Genomic DNA, 22,079 nt, shown 5'->3' with positions numbered 1-22,079 from the left:
TTAGGGTTTGCTGAATAAATCTAAAAACCTTGTTGGATAGGGTTTTTAGACTTGTTTTCCCTCAAAAAGTGCCGACCTTTGGAGTGATTGGGGGGAAAATTCCGGGACTTTTTCCCTGAAAATTAGGTAATTGACCCCCTGAAAATGGGTAAAACCCCACACCCCACACCCCACACCCCACACCCTGCCCCCAGGAAAAGCTTTTTCAGCAAACCCTAATTAATTTTCCTTAGTTACTTATCAAGTAAATAAACTGGCATCAACCCGAAAATATGCTCCCAAAGACCTAGCTTCTGACTGATTGATGCTGCGTTGTCCATTAATTATTTGCTCCACCGCATCAGGGGAACCCAAAATAGTAATTAGCTCTGGATATTCTATCTCGTTAGCTTCTATAAGATGCCGTAAAGTTGCTAAAGGATTTCTGTCAGGAATTGGATAATTATCTGCCTCGAACCTTTCGATCAAACTAATCAATAACTCCAGTAAAGCTTCCTCCTCTAAACTAAGTTCCGAGCGATGTTCCAACTCTTGAGCAATTGCGATCGCTCGCTCGTTTTCCGCCTCTGTGGTGATTGCTTTTGGTTGATAGTGAGCGAGTAATTCTCCATAGGTTTTAGAATTAAAAGTAAGCATCATTTTTCCAATTTTCTTTATCGTACTCGGCGTGGGTAAGAATATATTTAATATAGATAGTCTGTCGGTTATAAACTAGATCTACAATTAGACGATAGTGATTTCCTTTAATGTTAAAAACAGTGAAATTACCAACAGATTCAGCACTTTTATAAGTGGCTTGCACATCGATTAGATTTTGCCATTCTGCTTTACTAGCGACTCTATACCAATCATAGAGAGACTCGCAGGAATTAGCGTTGGTCATACAGAAATCGCGAAGTATTCGACGGCTAATTACCCGCATAATACAAATATACCTCTGGCAGTTTCTGTCAATAGCAATTATATCTCAATATCTAGGCTAACTCAAGCCGGCGGGCTGATTTGCTCACACTTTACATCCCGTAAAATGGTAGCACTTGGGGCTAGTGGGGACGTTTTCCCGCTTACCAGCTAAATTGAGAATATCAGGGGCATTGATGCCTAAAGGAAGACAAAATGTATTAGGCTAAAAACTAAACTATTTTGGCAAGATTTCTTTGAAGACCTCCTCAGCCTACTTATTGGTTTTCCACGGTAGTCGCGATCCGCGTCCAGCCATGGCGGTGACACGATTAGCAGCCTTAGTTCAGGAAAAAATCAGTCAACCCGCCGAAAGATTGGCGAGTAAATCGGAGTTTAGCCCATCTATAGCGGTTCTAGAAGCAGATAATCGGGTATTAGTAGGGACTGCCGCCCTAGAATTAGCGATAACACCTCTCCATCAACAAATAGAAGCTTTTGCCCAACAAGCACAAAGCCAAGGATGTAACCGGTTGCAGATTATCCCCCTGTTTCTCCTGTCGGGGGTTCACGTTAAAGAAGATATTCCCGCGGCCGTGGCCAAAGTGCGAGCGCCAATTAAGCTAGAGTTAAAGCCCCATTTAGGCAGTTATCAGGGCATAAAATCGCTGTTATCCCGACAATTTGCCGATTTAAGCCACCAAGACCGCATTTTACTGTCCCACGGTAGTCGTCGCCCCGGGGGTAATCGGGAAGTGGAAAATCTAGCGGCGTTTTCTGGGGCAATTACAGCTTATTGGTCGATAGAACCGAGTTTATCCCAACAAATCGAGATTTTAATCGCTCAAGGTAGCCAAAAAATCGCTATACTGCCCTATTTCCTCTTTGCCGGGGGAATTACGGATGCGATCGAAGCCCAAGTTTTTGAACTATCACAAAAGCATCCAAATGTCAATATATTTTTAGGTAAATCTTTGGGGGCGACGGGGGAATTAGCCGAGATTATTGTTGAGGAAGGATGTGGATGAAGCGGGCAGCGATCGCTATGGGCAGTAATTTAGGGGATTCAGCGACAATTTTAGGGCAAGCTTTAGGGGAATTAGAGCGAGTCAAAGGAATTACACTAGAAGCTCATTCCCAATGGTATCAAACCGCAGCCGTCGGCCCTCCTCAGCCAGATTATCTCAACGGTTGCGCCATTGTGCAAGTGGATTTATCGCCCTTAGATTTACTGCATAAATTATTAGAAATCGAGCAGTTATTCGGGAGAGTCCGACGGGAAAGATGGGGACCGCGTACCCTCGATTTAGACTTAATATTTTATGATGACCTGATCTTAGAAACGCCCGAATTACAGATACCCCATCCCCGCTGCCGAGAACGGGCCTTCGTGCTGCTTCCCCTGGCAGAAATTGCCCCCGATTGGCGAGATCCCGTAACCGGAAAAACTATCCTTCAGCTATTGGGGCAATTGGGATTGGCGGAGTAGGATGTTAGGTGTTGGGGTTTTAGGGTTTTAGGGTTTTAGGGTTTTAGTTGAAATTCCCCCATCTCTCCTGCTCCCCACTTCCCCACTTCCCCACTTCCCCACCACCCCACCACCCCAAATAACCGCGTCTCAGTTACCGCCCCGAAACTCTACAATAAAGGCAGCAGCATCAATAAACAGTAAAAAAATCAACCGTGACCAAGACCCCATCGCTCGAGGAAACTCATTACAATCAGGCTAAAGCTAGTTTACAACAGGCTTTAACTTGGTATGCCAGTTTTCGCCGCCATTGGAATTATCCCCCCGATCCCCAACTTCAGGCCGCCGTTAAACAGGATTTGCAGTCCCTAAAATCGGCCTTGGATAAACTGGATGAAACAGTGATTCGGGTGGCAGCCTTCGGGTTAGTCAGTCGCGGTAAATCCTCGGTGGTAAACGCTTTAGTCGGTCAAAAAGTCCTGGCAACCGGACCCCTGCACGGGGTGACACGCTGGCCGCGATCGGTGCGTTGGACACCAGCCACGGGTAAAATCCAGATAGAATTAATCGATACCCCCGGATTGGATGAGATTGAAGGGGAAGCGCGGGCGAATATGGCCAGAGAAGTCGCTAAAAGTGCCGATTTAATTTTATTTATCGTCGCGGGGGATATTACCCGCACTGAATACGAGGCCTTGGCAGAATTGCGCCGGGCTAAAAAACCAATCATTTTGGTGTTTAATAAGATTGATCTCTATCCGGAAGCCGATCGCCGCCAGATTTTTCAGCAGTTACAGAGATTAGGAACCAATCGGAACGAAAAAACGTTGGAAGATTTGTTAACTAGCGATGAGATAGTTATGGTAGCCGCCGAACCGCAACCGATTCCCGTCCGGGTGGAATACCCCGATGGGCGCGTGGTGACTGAGTGGGAAACCCCTCCCCCCCAAATTGAGGAGCTGCAAGATAAACTCTTAACGATTTTAAATCGGGAAGGGCGATCGCTGCTGGCCTTAAATGCTTTAGTGCAAGGGCAAGAAGCGGAGGAAAATATCGCTAGAAAAACCCTAGAACTCCGGGACAGTCAAGCGGAGGAAATTATCTGGCAATACGCGAAATATAAGGCTTTAGCGATTGCGGCCAATCCGATCGCTATTTTAGACCTACTAGGGGCTTCAATCGTCGATTTAACTCTAGTTCGGGCTTTAGCTCGTTTGTACGGCTTGCCGATTACCAGTCACCAAGCTGGTCAACTCTGGCGGACTCTACTTTTGAGTAGTGCGGGGTTGCTGGTGGGGGAAATCCTCGGCACTGTGATTATCGGTTTGGGCAAAACGGCGGCGGCGGCGGCGAGTATTTTTGAAAATCCCACCTCTTTAACCCTCTACGGTAGCACCGCTCTCTTACAGGGAGCAATTGCCGCTTATGGAACCTATATCATCGGGAAAGCCGCTAAAATCTATCTAGAACGCGGTTGTAGTTGGGGGGCATCCGGACCGAGTACGGTGATCAATCAAATTCTCGCTCAAGTTCATCCGCAAACTATTTTATATCGTTTACGTCTAGAACTAGAGCAGTGATTTTAAAGGAAAAAGGAAAAAAGGCAACAGTGATCAATTAAATATGGTTCTTCGTTACTTGGCATGGTTCGATCGGATGGCATAAATCGACTAAATTCTTATCTGGCAAGAGACTTAATTGATTAGTTCGTTCTAGAGGGAAAACAATTGACAAATCCCTGATCACCCCGTCCATTGCATAACACGAACCACTGACGACCGACTCCTGACTCCTGATGACCGACTCCTGATTTTAGAAACTTAATTTTTGACAACGACAACTAGCTAGAAATATTGAGAGAAAATCATGTCTGCTGCCCATAAGTCCTATATTCCCGTTCCCGTTTCTCGCCAAAAAAGCCAAGGGAGTCAACGTCGTCCCCAGTCGCGGGTAACTTCCCCCAACCCGACTACTAAACCAGTTACTCAATCCTCCCCGACTCCCACCGTCAAACCGACGACTAAATCGGTGGCGAGAGTTCCCGTGGCCCCGACACAAAAACAATTAGCCTCGCGTCAATTACGTTCCCTTTGTCTCCTAGAAAGAATAGTGGCCGTGATTACTTTTTGTCTGTTGGGTTCGACTCTGGGAATATATGCTTGGACGGTATATATTCCCAAGGTTTGGGACAAAGAATTTGGTAAACTGGAAACACTGCAACGTCACGAGCGCCATCTTTTGGCCACCAATGAAACCCTTAAACATCAACTAGCTCAACAAGCAGAAAAACCCGAAACCGGATTAACTCATCCCCAACCCTTCCAAACTATCTTTTTACAGCGTAAATCTGCCCCTAACCTGAAACCGGCCAACGCTTCTCAACCCCAATCTACCGTCAATTCTCGACCGAGAAGTGCCTATTAACAGTTATCAGTTATCAGTTATCAGTTATCAGTTATCAGTTATCAGATGTGAGTTTTTAAGTGTGCAGTATTAAATAGAAGTTTCCTACTGTCTTGTTACTGTTTACTGATTACTGTTTACTGATTACTGTTTACTGATTACTGCTCACTGATTACTGCTCACTGATAACTGAAAGATACTGCTCATGACTGACACAAAAAGACCCAGATTTAGAGGTAAAAAAACTCGATCGCCCTCTGGCAGGTTCCAGGACAGAAAGTCCTATTTAAACGCCAAAAAACGGCAAAAAAACTTAAAAAATTTGCCTTTGAGTAACGGGCGATTGGTGGCGGTGTGGTTGATTTTAGTCATGGGTATTGTGGGTTTAGCTTGGCGATTGTACCAACTGCAAATAGTACAAGGACAGGAATTGCAAAAAAGAGCCAGACAACAGCAAACTACCAGTATTAGACCCTATATTCCCCGACGGGCGATCGTCGATAGTAATGGTAATGTTTTGGCGGCCGATCGCTTGATTTATACTCTTTATGTACACCCAAAACTGTTTGCTATTCCGCCGGCAGAAGTGGCTGATAAATTAGCTCCTTTATTAAATATTCCCACTAATCAACTGATTCAAAAATTTAAAGAAAAAGAAACAGGAATTCGTTTAGCCAATCAATTAACCGAATCCGTGGCTAGGGGCTTAAAACAATTATCTCTTGACGGTGTAGAATTAGAGGAAAAGTACGCTCGTTATTATCCCCAAGACGATGTGGCCGCCGACGTGATTGGCTATGTAGATAAAGAACATCGTGGTCAAGCAGGATTAGAACGAGGTTCCAGTCAGTTATTAGAAAGAGATCCCTTTTCTGTCAATACAAGACGCATGGGAGACGGGCGAATTTTACCCGCTTTTGTTCCCGATGGTATCTTTCAATTTGATGAATTACAGTTAGAAGTAACCCTCGATTTAAAACTACAAAGAGCCGCCAGGACGGCCCTACGAGAACAGCTAAAGAAATTTAATGCTAAACGGGGAGCCGTCATCGTTATGGACTCTCTTGATGGTTCTCTTTTAGCCCTAGTTTGTGAGCCAACTTTTAACCCTAATGAATACTATAAAGCCCCTGTGGCTCTATTTAAAAATTGGACCGTAGCCGATCAGTACGAACCGGGGTCAACTTTTAAACCAATTATTGTCGCCATGGCCATGGAAGCGGGGGCAATTAAAGCTAATACGGTAGTCAATGATCCGGGGGCAATTACTGTCGGTCCCTGGACGATTAAAAATGCCTCTAAACAGGGTTATGGGGCGCTAGATATGGCCAGAGTTCTGCAAACCTCTAGTAACGTGGCCATGGTGCAAATTGCCCAAAAAATAGGGCGAGTTGATTTCTATAAAAGTTTATTAGGATTGGAAATAAATCAAAGGGTTGGCGTAGATTTACCCGGAGAAGTGGCAGGATATCTCAAACCCGAACAAGAATTTCTGGATAATGCCATTGAATCGGCCACCGCTTCCTTTGGTCAAGGTTTATCCCTAACGCCTTTAAAATTAGTACAGTTGCACGGTGCGCTGGCCAATGGTGGCACCTTGGTAACTCCCCATGTGATCAAAGGATTAGCCGACGACCGCGGCCGTTTGCACTGGCGGCCCGGTTATCCCAGCAAAAAAGTCTTTTCTCCCACCGTGGCCCGGCAAGTGGTGGAAATGATGGAAACCGTCGTCAGCAAGGGGACGGGGGTAGCGGCCCAAATCCCCGGTTATCGCATCGGAGGCAAAACGGGAACCGCACAAAAAGCTAGTCCGACGGGGGGTTATCTACCTAACGCCAAAATTACCAGTTTTGTGGCGATTTTACCGATCGAATCGCCCCGTTATGTGGTTTTGGTGGTGGTGGATGAACCCAAGGGTGCCAATACTTTTGGCTCCACTGTTGCCGCTCCTGTGGCAAAAACGGTGATGAATACGCTCATTTCCCTCAAAGGTATCCCCCCCACCTCCAAGGTCGTTCCGGCGGGTTCTGCGACCAATAAACCCCCGCGGCACGATTAATTTAAGTCTTTTTGAAAGAGGCTTTATTTAACAAAGCACAGAGAAATATTATGGGGCTGTCATTCCCATTTCGATCCATACTTCTAAGTGGGTGGGTGGAATTAAATATAAAATGAACGTAGGTTGGGTTGAAGCATGAAACCCAACGCCCGATTATGTTACGCTACCGCTAACCCATCCTACAAATAATTGTGCCTCCCTACTTATCAAATCTCGTATAACTCCTGTAACCATCTCAAAAAATTTGCTGATTGGGGATGGGAGCGATTAAGTATTCTTTGTTTGACTGCATCGTGAAGTTGTTTCCCCGGCGGATCTTGCCAAGCTAAATAGGTATGAATATTAGCCTTATCTAGATGATAATCTCTCTAGGTTGCCCCTTGTTGTTTTGCCTCTATCACCTTGTTTTGTGTATATTGCCAAAGATTATTATCGGGAACTAAATAGGCTAAAAAAGTCTCTAACATCCCTCTAGATTGATTATCTGGCATCATCCACACACCGAATTTTATCCCCGATTCTAGAGTCATAATTAATCCCGCTGCTGGTAAATTTTGAGGTAAGCTAGGTATATTTGGTAAACAGGCATTATATAAACTTTTCCAACGATTATCAGGTTCTTCGTCCGCATCCATAATAATTCCTAAATGAGTTAGTCCGTTAGGAGTTTTTAGTTGCGTAGAGATATATTTAGGTTTTAGTAAATTTTCAACACCATCACAATTTATGATATTCAATGGTTCTTCCCCTCTATTCCAAGTAACTCCATTTGCTGCCATTAATTGGGGAATAACTCTCAATTCCTCTGCACCTTCCACTAATAACTTTTTTGTCTCTATTTTAGGCATTGTTACCGCACCTCAAGATTACTTGTAGCAGCAATAACAATTTCTTCTGGATCAAAGATTACAGATTGGCTTTTTTCCCTATCTATCCTTTGAATAGTAATCTCGTTATCGGTAATTTTTTCTTCGGTAATTAATTCGGCTAAACTTTGCCAACAATCGCGGCTGTGAGTGGTGGCAAATACCTGAATATTGAGTTTTTTGGCGGTTTCCCAGACGACTTTCCACATATCAGTCATGACAGTAAAATGCAATCCGCTATCAATTTCATCAACTAATAAAATTCCATTTTCAAGATTAACCATTGCTAAAACTAATCCTAACATTCGCCAAAATCCATCGCCTAAACTGCCAATAGGGATAGGTTGATCATGATTTTTAATTTTGATTACAAACCCACCTCTAACACCTAGGTTGTTTGAAATTAAGTACTTGCCAGAACCAATACTAGCTATCCTTTCAATTTTTGGCTCAATAATTTTCAAAGATTCAATAATTAAATCTTCTAAAGGAGAGAGAACAATGTTATCAAAAAGTGCTGCCATATCAGAACTTGTTAGAGAAAATGGTGTTAAGAACTTCAATTCAATTTTATTATCAATACCTATTTTATGGGAAATTCTGCTTAAACTAGCCATTCTTCTTGTGGAATCTCTGGCAAGAGTACCGTTGGCAAGAAGTTCCAGTTCAATAGGTTTTTGTGAGCCAATCCATCCAATACTTAAAATAAGTTTACCCCATTCCTCATTGTCGAAATTGTTATCATTATTTTGATTTATATCATCATTTTTGTCTGTAAATGAAGATGTTTGTATAGGAATGCTTTCAACAGAAATGGTAACACTTGCTAGATAGGATTTGCCATATCCACTGATGATAATTTTTTTACTTGGGATGATTTCATGCCCAGGAAATAAATGACAAATTTCAAAAACTTTAGTGCGACTAGGTAGATTACTTTCTGACCAACCAAACTCACCTCTATAGCTAATAGTTTCAAGAAATATATCTATATTATTCTGAGCATACAAAAACTGAATCGCTTCTAAAATAGAAGTTTTACCGCTATTATTTTTACCCACTAAGAGATTAATTCGACCAAGATTGGCCATCTCAAAATTCTGAAACCCGCGAAAGCCTTCAATTTTTAGGGATTGTAACATGAGTGATTACCCCGGATTTTCAGTTATTAAATCTAGTTTATCTCAACCCCAGTAGCCAAGACCACCGACGAGACTAGATAGCGCAGACTCACCTTGCCATCACAGATTAACTCAATCAGCGCTTTTAGTCCCTTTTCACCTTTCGAGCATTATAGCTGGTTTCGGGGCAGAAAACCAGCAAAAACATGACTACAGAGGGAATCGCTGACTCTAGAGATTAATGACAATAAATTCCTAGCTGCCGATATAGTTCAACCTCATCCTTGCAAACAGTTAAGGTTTTTTGTTCTTCAATATTCTGAATAGCTTGTTGAGTTTTTTGGTTAAAATCGCTTATCGTATAATTACCTTCTGCAATTCGTCTTTCTTTTTCCTCTAATTCAAGACAAAGTTCCATAGCTTCTTGAATATTGCTCAAAGCTTCTTCGAGATGATGTCCTTCATTAATACAACCGGGAGAGAAGGAATAGAAAGATTATAATCTCTTTCCTCGCTTGGTTCTAAAATAAAATTCACTTTCAGATCGGCTCAGGGTAATAATAAGATAACTATATTATAAGTGATGTTGCTGGGGAGTTACTCAAATTCTTCTAATTGCGATCGCACTAATTCTAGGGGAAGTTTTAAAACTCTAGCAATTTGTTCTATAGTTAATCCTTCTTTGATTAATTCGGGAATGGTTTCTAATTTAGCTTGTTGATAAATATTAGACTGCTTTAATTCCTTTTCTGATAGCCCTGTACAGATATTACCCTTGTTAATTTGAATACTATTGATAACATTAGAAAAATTAGAATGATAATATCTTTGTAAACTCGATTTAATGTTAGCCTTACTGACTTCCTCTCCTAATATTTCTGATAAGGTTTTCCATAATTTACCTGCTGTTTCCTTGATATATTTCTGAGAACGATGATTTTTTTGAGCGATTTCGGCGTATTTTTGATGATTGACGACTCCCTCTAAGATTTCATGCTGAAGATCGTCTAAATGTTCTCCTGTATGGGAGAAAACAAGCTCATCAATAGTTATTATAAAAGATTGAATATCAAATGAGTTCATAGGATGATTTTAAACGGGGAGTTAAGTCAGGATTGCTTGATATTATAGCGCAAAATGCAAATGTAGTGTCTTTATATTTCTTTATAGGGCTTTTATGGGTCTTGAAAGTTAACTTTAGGGTGTTTATATTACCAAAGTAAATCTGCCCACCCTAAATAAATGCCTTAACATTTCGACAAAGCATTTATTTAGATATTTTCAACCAGAAAAAAGTAACTTTCATGAAACGCTCACTTAAAAATTTGGCAACTATTATGGTTACTATATCCACATTACTGGTGTTTGCTGATCAAGCACTCGCAGATATAGAGCTAACTACAGGAACTCCTTCTAAAGCTGGGGAAATTATCATCCGAATCACTCTTAAGGACGGACGAACAAAAAATGTGGTGGTAACGATTCCAAAAGGCACAACTTCCACTGGGAAGGCAACCCTAATTAATAACGCTTTTCAAGTAGGGAAACCATTCACTTTACCCCCCCTCGAGCAGGAGGGAAATAAGCTCATTTTTCCACCTAACGTAAAAAAATTTGAGAAGTTGCTAGACGACACTGGACAAACAACTAAATTAAAAGCAGTTAAAAAGCAAAAAGCAAAAGAGGGGCAAATCGATGGTGAATATATAGAGTTAGCTTCAGTATTATCTGGTTTGGATGGTAGTGGAAATGAATCTATATTTCTGGCTTCATTAGGTTTTAATACACCCTCTGAAAACGTGTTTGCCAGTTCCCAGTTTTTATTTAGCGAATTACCAGGCAGTGATATTAATGATTGGTTATCAGCTATATTCACTGATCTTCAAGGACAGTTACCAGTTGTGTATAGATCTAATCTTTCATTAGATCTAACTAATGATACGATTTCGTTTGTTTTTCCAGAAAATATACTGCCAGACTCCAGTTTTATAGAGAGTGGAACCAACGATGTCAATGTATCAAGTTCTTTAGATATAGAAGTAGAAACCATTCCCGAACCCACTTCAACTTTAGGACTCTTTTCTCTAGGAATACTCGGTGTTGGTGCGACAATAAAACGCCAAGTAAAACGCAATCATTCTATCGAAAAAGAAACCACAAAAATAGGTTAAATTGCCCATTAACTGGTGTTATCGCTCTTTGATTACTTTGCGTTCGCCGAAAAAAGTACAAGGGTTTTGAGTCTCTCGGAGCGATTTCTCAACGTTTGTTCCTGGCACTTTTTTGGAAAAAAAGCTCAAAACCCTTTTCTAGCAGAGCTTACATTTGTATTCAGCAAGCTCTACTTAAACGATTGACCGAATATTAAAATAAATCCCCATGGGAACCAGAGCGCACTAAAAAAAGATGGGTGTCTGTGATTTTATAAATTAAAAGCCAGTCTGGTTCTAGGTGACAATCCCTATATCCATTCCAGTTTCCCATCAAAGCGTGATCTTTGTATTTAGGTTCTAGTTCTTGCTTTTGAAGTAATTTATCAATGACATTTTTCAGTTTGGTCATATCTTTTCCCCGTTTTTGCAGTCGTTTAATATCTTTCTTAAAGCGATTTTCAAAAATGGGTAATAACATTAAATTCCTAGCTGCTGATACAGTTCAACTTGATCTTGGCAAACAGTTAAGTTTTTTTGCTCTTCAATATTCTGAATAGCTTGTTGAGTTTTTTCGTTAAAATCACTTATGGTATAAGTCCCTTCTGCAATTCGTCGTTCTTTTTCCGCTTCTTCTAAAAATTCAGCTAGGTGTTTTTTTAGATAGGTTGCTAGGCTATCTTGTTGTTCTTCAGAAAGCAGTGCAATTTGCTCGAAAGTTTCTTGAATTAATTTAGTCATCTGTATTGTACTCCGAAGTTCAGTTTTTGAGGAAAAAAATCAAGATTCAAATACTGCCCTAACACACCAAAAAGAAAAGTTTTTGATGTGTTACCCTTGGTCAACCCACTATTTACAATAAAGCCATTTCTCCCACCACTTCCAAGCGGGTATAACTGCCGATTTTGAGGAATTTTTCCGAGAGAGATTCGGCCACATTGGGAGTAATCCAGCCTAACTGTTTGAGAATTTGCAAAGCGGCGGCATATTTAGCCCGTTTGGAACCATCTAGGGCTTTAATTGCTAATCCTAAACCTTCGCCGACGCGCCCGATACATTGAATCCCTTCGGCCCCGGCTTTACTGACGATTTCCCCTTGGCTAACCTGCATTAATTCCGTATCAAAAGCCCCTTCTCCTGCTACCATGCGGGGATGATAGGTCATCGCCCGGACGATTCTTTCTAAGTCTAAACGGTTGCCAGAGGCTAACTGGGCGTAGAGATGGGCCATTTGCCCCAACTGCATTGAATAGGTGGGCGCGCCGCAGTCATCGTGGGCGCTGATTAATTCATCCCCCGGCATCCCCAATAATTCGGCAATTTTGCTGAGAATTAGCTTCTGTATCGGACTAGAGCGCCGCAGATAGCTATTTAACGGCCAGCCACGCTGTTGACACACCGCTAACATCCCGGCGTGTTTACCAGAACAATTGTACTGGAGGCGACTGGGTTTACCTTCGGGGAGGGGACATTGCAGGGCATTAGGATCGATATCGGCGCGCCAGAGAATATTAAAGACTTGACGGGCGTGTTCCACCGTGCCTTGGTGAGAACTACAGATAATGGCTAGATCCTTATCGTTGAGATCGTAGCGTTCGAGGGTGGCGGTACTGATGACAGCCAGTGCTTGAAAAGGTTTCAGGGCCGAACGAATAAAGGCGCTAGTTTCGGCGCTGCCGGCGGTGGATAATACCCGGCCGCGGTCATCGCAAATAGCGGCCTCGACATTATGAACCGATTCAATAATACCTTCCCGGAGGAGATGAATTTCTAAGCGGTGGGTTGGTGAACGTTTTACCCTATTCATTCAGATTGGTGATTGGTTGCGGTTAGTGAGTGAAAAATAGCCAGAAAAGACCACTGATAGCGACAATTGCCCCTAGAATCAGGGCGGTTTTTTGTAAACGCCGGAGAATGGGCTGGATTTGATAGGAGACGATTAAACGATCGCGGGTTAAAATGGCGGCGGTTTTTGTCCAGATTTGGCCATCGTACCAACCCGACTCTTCATAAAATACTTTCTCCGATTGCAAGCGATCATAGACGTAGACCCAGCCCAGATACAAGCGCAATAACACCAATCCTACCAAAATTGTCGAGCCAAAAATCCCCGCACAGAGGAAGGGAAAAGGGGCTTTTTTGAGGGGAAAACTAGCGGCGGCAATCGGTCCGACAATTAACCATGTCCACAACCATAACCAGAGAATTTTTTTTGTATAAGAGGCTACATCTAGCGTCGCCCAACGGAAAAACCAAGATTCTTTTAATTGTTCGTACTCGTTAACCGGTTGCTGTTCTTCCGGGACGGGACAGAAATCAAGGGAGGATTTCATGGATTCTACTCCTCCAAATGGTCGCTAGGTAGAGGAATCCGTTGAGCATGACCCCAAAATGCTTCTAAATTATAAAATTCTCGCTCTTTTGGTAAAAAGATATGGACAATGATATCGCCATAATCCATCAGGATCCAGCTACCTTCGCTTTTTCCTTCCACTTGTCGGGGAGACTGTTGCCATTCTAGTTCCATAGCAGCTTCGATCGCATCCTCGATCGCTCGCACTTGGGTGGTAGAATAGCCGGTAATAATCAGAAAATAATCGGTTAAATAACAGATATCGGCGACTTTCAGGATGGCGATGTCCCCTGCTTTCTTGTCTTCGGCAGCGGTAACAATTGTCTCTAGAAAATTTTCGGTCTTGAGATTTTCGGCGACGGGGGTAATAATTCCAGTGGGATTGGTCATTCAGGTTGTGGTTATCCTTTGGCTGAGGTGGTTTTAAGCGAGTCTTGAGATTATGTTAATCAATGGTTTTAGTTTCTGTTGGTTGTTCTTTAACAATTTGTAACGCCCAGTTGCGGGTTAGCACGGTGCGGGGATGAATGGGACAATGGCTACTTAAAAGATATTTTAGGGAATAATCACAGGTTTGTTGAACGCTTTTATGGAGATTTTGATAGCTGAGTTGTCGTAGGGCGTTTAATTCGGGTGTATCGCCGCGATTGGGTTCCAAGGCATCGGCAATAAAGACTATACAGCTAAGATCGCTCATATTGGGTTTACCGAGGGTATGATTGCGAATCGCTTCGAGAATTTCCTCATCGGTAATGTTAAATTCTTTTTGGGCGACAACTGCACTGACATCGGCGTGGAGTAAGTGGGGATGGGATAAACAGATATTATCCACGTCTATTCCCGCCGATTCCGCCATTTTTAGCAGTTTTTTGGGCTTGAAAAATTTGGCTAGATCGTGTAGTAATCCCGCTTGCCCTGCTTGGACGGGATCGAGATCGTGATGACGAGCTAAATCAATACACATGGTCTCCACACCGAGAATATGTCGCAGACGGTGTTCGTTGACGTTTTCTTTTAACCAGTCGATAACTTGCTGTCGCATCTTTTTTTTGCCCTTGTGGAACCCCAAAACGATTGTAACAATTACTATACAATTTTGCCTATTGCTTCAAGGTTCGATCTTTACCAATCATCCTCGCAACTAGCTTCTAAAACTTCTTCTTGCTGCCAATCATCCTGAAAAGGTTGTACCACTTTACCGATCGCATCGGCCACAAAAGACTTAATAAATTCTTCCTTGCGACTGAGTTGAAATTGTCTTTGTACCACTTCCGTCATACCACCGTCACCCCAGTCTTGATCCTGACGGAAATATTCAATAAAACTTTTGCCGGCAATGCGGGTTAAATAGGCGGCACTGACCCCTTGAATTGCCTTACCGACTATATAGGTAGTAAAATTTAACTGTAGGATTCTGGCTAATAATTCTACTGCTCCTTTCACTACTCCCAAACTAACTAGAGTTTTGCCCAAAGATAGAGCCAATTCCTTGCCTCGATCGCTGTTAATTTCACAGCCATAAACTTGACCAATTTCTCTGACCATTTGAGCATTAACCGCCGCCGTTGCTAACATATCGAACACTGGTAAGGGAGTCACCGCAATCACTCCCGCACCGATCCACTGATAGCGATCAATAATTTTATCAGCTTGGCGACGACGTTGGCGATCAATAATTTTCCTAGCTTCTTCTCCTAATCTTTGGGATTGTAAGAGGATATTATCTGCCACTAAATCCTCCCCTTCGGCCCGTAAAACTGAAGCCAAACGTTTAATTAAAGCTAAAATATCTGGTTCCGGTGTGATCATTTGTCCCCCGGTTAACTGTACTGGTTGGGGATTAGCGGCGACGGCAATAATATCGGCTGAAAGGACCACTCCTTTAAGACGTTCTCGTAATTGTTTTAAAATAATGTCTCGATCTTCATCGCTATAGAGATCGATTTTATTAAAGACTAAGAGAGAACGTTTACCAATATCAATTAAACGCAATAAAGGGGCGTATTCCGATTGTCGAATATCGTTATCAATGACAAATAAAAGTAAATCTGCTTCCGTGGCTAATTGTCGCGCTAACTGTTCCCTTTGACCTCCGGCCGCACCAATTTCGAGAATGCCGGGGGTATCGGTAATTTGAATTTCCCGATTCACACCTTTCATTTTTAAACTATAGGTTTCCCCTTTTTCCGTGGTTCCCATGGTTGCCTCCACATTGCCCACCATTTGACCGATGAGGGCGTTAATTAGGGAGGTTTTTCCCGCCGATCCTGTGCCGAAAACGATGATTTTAACTTCTTTTCTGGCTAAACTTCGCTCAATTTCTTGGGAACGATTAATAAAAACCTGTTGGGTTACTTTATCTTGAATTTGCTCCACTTGTTGCCGGATAGCTTTTAAGGTTTCCCCGGCGGCCTCGGTTTTTTCTACCGGTAATTTTAGGGGTGGACGGGAGGAAGAACGCAATCCGCGGCGACTTTTTTGCTGCTGGGGCAGCAGATAAAAGTAGTACAAAAGAATGTAGATCAGCAAGCCCAGCAGTCCGATAATCAGTAAAAGCAGAATATTGGCTAGTAGGGGAGCGAGAAAAACGATATCTCTGTAAAGACGATAGATAGAGTTGACTAACCACAACATTAATCCGAAAATAAAGCTCAGACCAATGATTAAAGCGGCAAGACGGGGTAATTTCATCAGCTTTAACGGTAGGGGATTGCTTGATCTTGATCTTAGTTCTTTGCCGGCCGATTGTCGGGAACTAGAATAGACTATTATCTATAGTCATAATTGTTTTTATTCATCAGCCAATTTCTGTAAATCTACTAAGTTGGGATTTTTAAAGGGAAACTCTCTGCTCAAATTGGGCGTTACTTGCGATTTTATCGCTCAATCCCAGCTTTTGGGGGGTTCTACCCCCCAAACACCCCCCCGCGCATTAGTTTTTCGGTGGGATGCTTACAGGCAGCTGCTGATACATTTATCGTCATCTAAGAGTCACTGACAATTGCTGATTGTCGGTATTCCTGCAAATGTGAGATGCAGCCGTATTCAGGGGTCAGGGGATAGCTTTTTATTTATTCTCCCTTCTCCCCACTTCCCCACTTCCTATTCCCTCGGGCCAGAAAAGGGGTAAGATAATAAGTTTAGTGATAAGATGACCGAATTGTAAGCGGGGACTTGATATGGCAGAAACCCTATTATTTAATGCTTTGCGACAGGCGATCGATGAGGAAATGGGCCGCGACCAGACAGTATTTGTTTTGGGTGAAGATGTGGGTCATTACGGTGGTTCCTACAAAGTTACCAAAGATCTCTACAAAAAATATGGCGATTTAAGGGTTTTAGATACTCCCATCGCTGAAAATAGTTTTACGGGCATGGCAGTGGGGGCAGCCATGACGGGATTGCGTCCGATTATTGAAGGCATGAATATGGGTTTTCTTCTGCTTGCCTTTAACCAAATTGCCAACAATGCCGGGATGTTACGTTATACTTCCGGCGGTAATTTTAAAATCCCCATGGTTATCCGCGGTCCGGGGGGTGTGGGGAGACAATTAGGGGCGGAACATTCCCAACGTTTAGAGGCCTATTTTCACGCGGTACCCGGACTAAAAATTGTCGCTTGTTCCACTCCCTACAACGCCAAAGGTTTATTAAAATCGGCGATTAGAGATAATAACCCCGTGCTTTTCTTTGAACACGTTCTTCTCTATAATCTCAAGGAAAATTTACCTGATACCGAGTATCTTTTACCCCTCGATAAAGCCGAAATCGTTCGCAAGGGAGAAGATATCACCATTCTCACCTATTCGCGGATGCGTCATCACTGTTTACAGGCATTAAAACAGTTAGAAAAAGATGGCTATGATCCGGAAATTATCGATTTAATTTCCCTAAAACCCTTTGATATGGAGACGATCGCCGCTTCGATTCGCAAGACTCACAGGGTGATTATCGTGGAAGAATGTATGAAAACGGCGGGAATTGCTTCCGAGTTAATTGCTTTAATTAACGAGCAGTTATTCGATGAATTAGATGCCCCCGTGTTAAGATTATCTTCCCAAGATATCCCCACACCTTATAACGGTAATCTAGAAAGATTGACGATTATTCAACCTAATCAAATTGTCGAAGCTGTCCAAAAAATCGTCGGTGATCGCATTTAAAAAATTCTCCTTTTGATACTGAAGTTATGCAGAGACAAAATTGGTTATTGTTACTGATCATCGGCCTGGTTATTGCCTCGATCTTCGTCCTGATTAAGTTACCCCTACAATTAGGTTTAGACCTGCGCGGTGGTAGTCAATTAACCATTCAGGTTAAACCCACTGAAACCGTCACAACCATTCAACCTAATGATTTAAAAGCCGTACAAAATGTGATTGAAAACCGCGTTAATGCCCTGGGTGTTTCTGAATCATTAGTGCAGACTGTGGACAGTAAAAATCAGGTAATCGTGCAACTACCCGGGGTCACAAATCCCAAAGAAGCGGAGAGAAACTTAAATGTTCAGGCCCAATTAGAATTTCGTCAGCAAAAACAAGGTACAGAAGGAGAATTCCGGGCTGAATATTCAATTTTTCAACAAAAAAAAGCGGAATTAGCCGCCCTCAAAGCCGAGAATAAACCCGAAAATGCCGCTAAAATTGCCGAACTAGAACAATCTCTGCAAAAATCTAAAGAGGCGATTTTAAATTTATTTGAATCGGTGGACTTAACTGGAAAAAATCTGCAAAATGCCACTATTAGTTCCACCCAAGGCACTAACTGGGAAGTGGCCATTACTTTCGATTCGGAAGGGGGCAGTAAATTTGCCGAACTGACTAAAGCGATCGCAGGTACTGGTCGCAGTATTGGGATTTTCCTCGATAATGAATTAATTAGCGCCCCTGTGGTTGATGTGCAGTTTGCCCAAACGGGAATTACAGGAGGCCGGGCCGTGATTACCGGTAATTTTACCGCCGAAACTGCCAACGATCTAGCGATTCAATTGCGCGGTGGTTCTCTACCTTTCCCCGTTAAAGTGGAAGAAATTCGCACTGTCGGGGCAACTTTAGGCCAGGATAGTATCCGTCGCAGTATCTACGCTGGTTTAGTGGGTTTACTGTTAGTTTTAATCTTCATGGCGGTTTATTACCGTTTACCCGGTATTATTGCCGATGTTTCCCTGATTATCTATACTATTCTCTCTCTGGGAGCTTTTGCCCTAGTGGGAGTCACCATGACGTTACCCGGTATTGCTGGATTTATCCTCAGTATCGGCATGGCAGTCGATGCAAATGTACTAATTTTTGAGCGTACCCGGGAGGAATTAAGGGCCGGAAAATCCCTATTTCGGGCAGTAGAGTCGGGATTTTATCGGGCTTTTTCCAGTATTCTTGATAGTAATGTCACTACTTTAATCGCCTGTGCTGCCCTATTTTGGTTGGGTTCAGGATTAGTCAAGGGTTTTGCTTTAACTTTAGCCATTGGGGTAGCTGTGAGTATGTTTACCGCTTTAACCTGTAGTCGTACTCTCCTGTTAATCACCGTGTTAAACGTCCCCAGCGTCCGTCAAAAACCCGAACTTTTCTGCCCTAATTTACCGGTAAATCAGTAGGGTGGGTTAGGCGACGACAAGTTATGCTGTTAACCAATAATTTCATATTCGCCGTAACCCACCGATTGCCACTCCCTACTCCCCAAATCCCTTTTTTCCTTTTTACTTTTTACTTAATCGATATGGCATTTAACGTTACAAAACAGCGTAATTTTTGGTGGACAGTCTCGGCCTTGCTGACGATTGGTAGTATTTTGGCCATGGTAATTTCTTGGTTCACTATTCAAGCGCCTTTGCGACCGAGTTTAGATTTTGTTGGTGGTACGAGAATCCAGATAGAATTAGCCTGTGCCAAAAAGAATAACTGTGAGAAACCCTTAACTACTGCCGAAGTGCAAGCAATTTTAGACGAGGAAGGATTGGGTAACAGTAGTGTGCAGGTGTTGGATAAATATACTTTATCGGTGCGGACGAAAACCCTCGTAGAAGAACAGAGAACAAAATTACTCGACACCTTAAACCAGAAAATCGGTGCCTTTGACCCCGAAACCAGTCAAATCGATACCGTCGGGCCGACCATTGGTCAAGAATTATTTAGGTCAGGATTTTTAGCTTTATTAGTTTCCTTTTTTGGCATTGCCGTCTATCTAAGCTTCCGTTTTCAACGGGATTACGCTTTTTTTGCCATTGTCGCCCTGCTGCACGACGTTTTGATCACTTTAGGGGTCTTTGCGGTTCTAGGCTTAATTGCGGGGGTAGAAGTGGATAGTTTATTTTTGGTTTCCCTCTTGACAATTGTGGGCTTTTCTGTTAACGACACAGTGGTAATTTATGATCGCGTTCGGGAAAATTTTGTCAATACCCCCGAATTATCGGTGGATGAAATTGTCGATAACGCGGTGAGTCAAACCCTAACTCGTTCGATTAATACCACCCTGACCACTTTATTGCCTCTGGTGGCGATTTTTCTCTTTGGTGGCACGACTTTAAAATATTTTGCCCTAGCTTTAATTATTGGCTTTGTAGCCGGGGCCTATTCGAGTATTTTTATCGCTAGTACCCTACTAGCTTGGTGGCGCGGTCGTTCCCATCGACCCACACTCAATTACAGTTAGGATGCCATTGGTGAAGAATCAGTGGTTCTTGGATAGGTCGTAATAGTAATTTCAACCTGTTGATTGAGACGACCCAAAATTGAGATCAAACGGTCAATAGTAAAGCGTCCCAAATTAGCACGGCGAATCTGGAAAAATTCACTGTGATTAATTCCGGCGTTGTCAGATCAGAATATGAAGAATGAATTGCGACACAACGAGAGCCTTACTCTTAAAGCGTTTTCAAGTCTGCTCTGAGGCGCCATCATCTTCAAACTTGACAACGCCCGATTTCGCTCTTCCCAATATTGCCGAATCTCCGCGGCTGTTTGCAGGCATTCCTGGTATTCTGCTTCAACCTCAGCGCGATGGGTATCAATATATTCTAGGGCTAAACGAATCTGCTCATCATTAAGACCCAGTTTTTCACGGATCAGCTTGGATGGGTACTGAGCCTTGAGATAGTCCATTACGTCATAAAGAGTGATGCGTGTACCTGAAATGGTCAATCCACGCTCTGTACGAATGATTGTTGCTTGCCCACCTGATGCCAGAGTCATATAGAATGCTCCTACGAAATTAACTCCATGATACCTGATAAAAAGCTCAAGCTAGATTCAGGATACTGGACTGTTTCAGCTAAAATGAGGCAAGAGAAAATCTCGCAATTAGATTGCTTCGCTATCGCTCGCAATGACAATCATAATGTACTATTTTAGCTGAAACAGGGTGTAGGTTGGCTTAATGTGCGAAACCCAACACAACCAACAGTTACTTTTTTAACGTCAACTCAACTGCCAACAAAAATGTTTCATTTTAATTAGGGTTTGCTGAAAAAGTTTGTTGGTGGGGTTAGGAGTCTCCGAGTCAGTAGCCGGTCGTCGGGAGTTTCAGGCTTTGTTGCCCTCTCTTTTTTTGTACTAATTTTGTACTATATTAAGGATAATGCAAGGTTTTTGAGGGTCCCAATCCGATTTTCGCAGCACTAACATCGGATTTTAACAGGTCAAAAGCCTTATTTTAAAAGGGTTTTACCATTATTCAGCAAACCCTAATTAAGTTTTCTCAGAGGACAAAACCATGAAACTACTTATGATATTATCAACTATGTAGCCGCTCAATATCCGCCAAATTCATTCGTGGTCTTTTCAACTTAACCGATGAGCAAATCAAGTATGCGATCGCCCTTCTGGTAATTTAGCTGATGAGGTAAACTAATGTTAGATTTTCACCTATCTGTTCAACCCAAAACCGAACAGCGATTAAAAATAATTTTAAGTTCTGTAGAAGATGAAGAAAGTTTTGCTCAAAGTATTATTGATGATCAGATAGCAAGATTGCAAAGATCAATTTTAAATTTAAGATTAGACTTAAGAGTTTTTGAGCAGAAATATCAGATAACATCTGAAAAATTTTATCAAGAATTTTCTCAAGGTATTTTAGCGGATGAAGAAGATTTTATGATTTGGGCTGGATTGTATGAAATGCTCGGACAAAATGAAATTCAACTTCAAAAGTTAAGATGATTGAAGCCTATTTTTTGCAAATCGAAACAAGCCTTCAATCCTTTCCTAATATACGCTTTGTTTCGCTAACAAAAAAAATTTACAATACGACTCAAGGTTATATTAGTGTTTCAATTATTTTTGAAAACAATCATCGTCTAGATTTTATTGAAGTAAAAAATACTGATGTAAAAGCCAAAATAAAATATCGTTATCATTATATGGATGAGCATCAAGTAATGATTTTTCGTTATGATAATGCCCCTCACCATACCGAAATTAAAACTTTTCCGCATCATAAACATGAGATTGAGGGCGTTAAGGCAAGTCCAGAGCCAACTCTTGACGATGTGCTTTTAGAAATTGCCCAAAAACAAAGGGACTTATCGTCTTTGTGATCAGCTTCGATGGGATTAGCCGAAGTGCGATCGCTGATCCGGTAGGTTGGGTTGAGGAAGGAAACCCAACGCTAATCAAAGATATTGGGACTTAAACGCTAAATAAAGATCAAATCGAGTATAATCGTTAAAGAGTAAGCACTTTACGTTGAAAGAGCAGCGATGAAAGAGACAACCCCAGCCGCGATGCCCCCATGCTTTGACCGATGGTGTCGGCGGTTTGACA

The 22,079-nt window shown here is 42.3% G+C and carries 24 protein-coding genes and 2 pseudogenes; 11 read left to right on the top strand and 15 right to left on the bottom strand.

Annotated elements, in window-relative coordinates:
• Positions 1-240: 240 nt before the first annotated feature.
• Complete coding sequence (locus O9295_RS20765) at positions 241-636, bottom strand: helix-turn-helix domain-containing protein (RefSeq protein WP_170915460.1); 396 nt, start codon at positions 634-636, stop codon at positions 241-243.
• A complete protein-coding gene (locus O9295_RS20760) occupies positions 623-922 on the bottom strand; it encodes a type II toxin-antitoxin system HigB family toxin (protein ID WP_002763191.1) in 300 nt (99 codons plus the stop codon). Before O9295_RS20760 ends, O9295_RS20765 begins: the two co-directional genes overlap by 14 nt.
• Positions 923-1,157: 235 nt before the next feature.
• Here O9295_RS20760 and O9295_RS20755 point away from each other — a divergent pair, with 235 nt between their 5' ends.
• The 5 genes from O9295_RS20755 (at position 1,158) to O9295_RS20735 (ending at position 6,830) form a co-directional block, all read left to right on the top strand.
• The gene (locus tag O9295_RS20755) at positions 1,158-1,928 is read left to right on the top strand and encodes a sirohydrochlorin chelatase (protein WP_502846517.1); all 771 of its coding nucleotides are present in this window, start codon (positions 1,158-1,160) and stop codon (positions 1,926-1,928) included.
• Entirely contained in the window at positions 1,925-2,389 is a 465-nt protein-coding gene (gene folK / locus O9295_RS20750) for a 2-amino-4-hydroxy-6-hydroxymethyldihydropteridine diphosphokinase (RefSeq protein ID WP_288035018.1), read from the top strand. Before O9295_RS20755 ends, folK begins: the two co-directional genes overlap by 4 nt.
• A gap of 194 nt (positions 2,390-2,583) precedes the next feature.
• Positions 2,584-3,948 carry a GTP-binding protein gene (locus O9295_RS20745; RefSeq protein ID WP_288035012.1) on the top strand — a complete coding sequence of 455 codons (1,365 nt, stop codon included), beginning with the start codon at positions 2,584-2,586 and terminating at the stop codon, positions 3,946-3,948.
• Between the two features lie 286 nt (positions 3,949-4,234).
• Positions 4,235-4,792, top strand: coding sequence for a hypothetical protein (locus O9295_RS20740; protein ID WP_147070522.1), 558 nt, complete (start codon positions 4,235-4,237; stop codon positions 4,790-4,792).
• A 184-nt stretch (positions 4,793-4,976) separates the two neighbouring features.
• Positions 4,977-6,830 carry a peptidoglycan D,D-transpeptidase FtsI family protein gene (locus O9295_RS20735; RefSeq protein WP_288035010.1) on the top strand — a complete coding sequence of 618 codons (1,854 nt, stop codon included), beginning with the start codon at positions 4,977-4,979 and terminating at the stop codon, positions 6,828-6,830.
• A 206-nt stretch (positions 6,831-7,036) separates the two neighbouring features.
• Here O9295_RS20735 and O9295_RS20730 read toward each other — a convergent pair.
• From O9295_RS20730 to O9295_RS20715, 5 genes and pseudogenes are all read right to left on the bottom strand, one after another.
• A pseudogene (locus tag O9295_RS20730) lies at positions 7,037-7,678 on the bottom strand (DUF3226 domain-containing protein).
• Between the two features lie 2 nt (positions 7,679-7,680).
• A complete protein-coding gene (locus O9295_RS20725) occupies positions 7,681-8,838 on the bottom strand; it encodes an AAA family ATPase (protein ID WP_288035004.1) in 1,158 nt (385 codons plus the stop codon).
• Between the two features lie 65 nt (positions 8,839-8,903).
• Positions 8,904-8,972: pseudogene (locus O9295_RS27525) on the bottom strand (divergent PAP2 family protein); the annotation flags it as partial.
• An 83-nt stretch (positions 8,973-9,055) separates the two neighbouring features.
• The gene (locus tag O9295_RS20720) at positions 9,056-9,235 is read right to left on the bottom strand and encodes a hypothetical protein (protein WP_012264179.1); all 180 of its coding nucleotides are present in this window, start codon (positions 9,233-9,235) and stop codon (positions 9,056-9,058) included.
• A 179-nt stretch (positions 9,236-9,414) separates the two neighbouring features.
• Positions 9,415-9,900, bottom strand: coding sequence for a helix-turn-helix domain-containing protein (locus O9295_RS20715; protein ID WP_265795758.1), 486 nt, complete (start codon positions 9,898-9,900; stop codon positions 9,415-9,417).
• Positions 9,901-10,121: 221 nt separating this feature from the next.
• On the opposite strand from O9295_RS20715, the gene O9295_RS20710 reads away from it, so the two are divergent.
• Complete coding sequence (locus tag O9295_RS20710; protein ID WP_288034999.1) at positions 10,122-10,988, top strand: PEP-CTERM sorting domain-containing protein; 867 nt, start codon at positions 10,122-10,124, stop codon at positions 10,986-10,988.
• Positions 10,989-11,181: 193 nt separating this feature from the next.
• Here O9295_RS20710 and O9295_RS20705 read toward each other — a convergent pair whose 3' ends face one another.
• The 7 genes from O9295_RS20705 to O9295_RS20675 form a co-directional block, all read right to left on the bottom strand.
• Positions 11,182-11,448, bottom strand: a complete 267-nt coding sequence (locus tag O9295_RS20705; RefSeq protein WP_002763162.1) for a type II toxin-antitoxin system YafQ family toxin — start codon at positions 11,446-11,448, stop codon at positions 11,182-11,184.
• The gene (locus O9295_RS20700; protein WP_002763159.1) at positions 11,448-11,708 is read right to left on the bottom strand and encodes a hypothetical protein; all 261 of its coding nucleotides are present in this window, start codon (positions 11,706-11,708) and stop codon (positions 11,448-11,450) included. The genes O9295_RS20705 and O9295_RS20700 overlap by 1 nt, the downstream gene beginning before the upstream one ends.
• Positions 11,709-11,820: 112 nt before the next feature.
• Positions 11,821-12,774, bottom strand: coding sequence for an asparaginase (locus O9295_RS20695; protein WP_002763157.1), 954 nt, complete (start codon positions 12,772-12,774; stop codon positions 11,821-11,823).
• A 22-nt stretch (positions 12,775-12,796) separates the two neighbouring features.
• Entirely contained in the window at positions 12,797-13,300 is a 504-nt protein-coding gene (locus tag O9295_RS20690) for a CGLD27 family protein (RefSeq protein ID WP_288034997.1), read from the bottom strand.
• Between the two features lie 5 nt (positions 13,301-13,305).
• Positions 13,306-13,710 carry a ribosome silencing factor gene (gene rsfS, locus O9295_RS20685; protein ID WP_002739249.1) on the bottom strand — a complete coding sequence of 135 codons (405 nt, stop codon included), beginning with the start codon at positions 13,708-13,710 and terminating at the stop codon, positions 13,306-13,308.
• Positions 13,711-13,765: 55 nt separating this feature from the next.
• A complete protein-coding gene (yqeK, locus tag O9295_RS20680; protein ID WP_004163014.1) occupies positions 13,766-14,362 on the bottom strand; it encodes a bis(5'-nucleosyl)-tetraphosphatase (symmetrical) YqeK in 597 nt (198 codons plus the stop codon).
• Positions 14,363-14,442: 80 nt separating this feature from the next.
• Positions 14,443-16,011, bottom strand: a complete 1,569-nt coding sequence (locus tag O9295_RS20675) for a YcjF family protein (RefSeq protein ID WP_288034995.1) — start codon at positions 16,009-16,011, stop codon at positions 14,443-14,445.
• A gap of 488 nt (positions 16,012-16,499) precedes the next feature.
• Between O9295_RS20675 and O9295_RS20670 the strand changes: the two genes are divergently transcribed.
• The 3 genes from O9295_RS20670 (at position 16,500) to secF (ending at position 19,971) form a co-directional block, all read left to right on the top strand.
• The gene (locus tag O9295_RS20670) at positions 16,500-17,483 is read left to right on the top strand and encodes an alpha-ketoacid dehydrogenase subunit beta (protein WP_002763149.1); all 984 of its coding nucleotides are present in this window, start codon (positions 16,500-16,502) and stop codon (positions 17,481-17,483) included.
• A gap of 26 nt (positions 17,484-17,509) precedes the next feature.
• A complete protein-coding gene (gene secD, locus O9295_RS20665) occupies positions 17,510-18,916 on the top strand; it encodes a protein translocase subunit SecD (protein ID WP_288034992.1) in 1,407 nt (468 codons plus the stop codon).
• A gap of 122 nt (positions 18,917-19,038) precedes the next feature.
• Entirely contained in the window at positions 19,039-19,971 is a 933-nt protein-coding gene (gene secF, locus O9295_RS20660) for a protein translocase subunit SecF (protein ID WP_288034990.1), read from the top strand.
• 167 nt (positions 19,972-20,138) lie between these two features.
• Here secF and O9295_RS20650 read toward each other — a convergent pair whose 3' ends face one another.
• Positions 20,139-20,510: a DUF433 domain-containing protein gene (locus O9295_RS20650; RefSeq protein ID WP_288034989.1), complete on the bottom strand. Its 372-nt coding sequence runs from the start codon at positions 20,508-20,510 to the stop codon at positions 20,139-20,141.
• Between the two features lie 657 nt (positions 20,511-21,167).
• Between O9295_RS20650 and O9295_RS20645 the strand changes: the two genes are divergently transcribed.
• The gene (locus tag O9295_RS20645; protein ID WP_288034988.1) at positions 21,168-21,476 is read left to right on the top strand and encodes a hypothetical protein; all 309 of its coding nucleotides are present in this window, start codon (positions 21,168-21,170) and stop codon (positions 21,474-21,476) included.
• Positions 21,473-21,853: a toxin-antitoxin system TumE family protein gene (locus tag O9295_RS20640; RefSeq protein ID WP_288034985.1), complete on the top strand. Its 381-nt coding sequence runs from the start codon at positions 21,473-21,475 to the stop codon at positions 21,851-21,853. The genes O9295_RS20645 and O9295_RS20640 overlap by 4 nt, the downstream gene beginning before the upstream one ends.
• Positions 21,854-22,079 lie beyond the last annotated feature (226 nt).

The organism is Microcystis sp. LE18-22.4A, assembly GCF_027531105.1.
Classification (GTDB): domain Bacteria; phylum Cyanobacteriota; class Cyanobacteriia; order Cyanobacteriales; family Microcystaceae; genus Microcystis; species Microcystis aeruginosa.
Note: the sequence above shows the minus strand (reverse complement) of the source record. Positions and strands in the feature narration are given on the sequence as shown.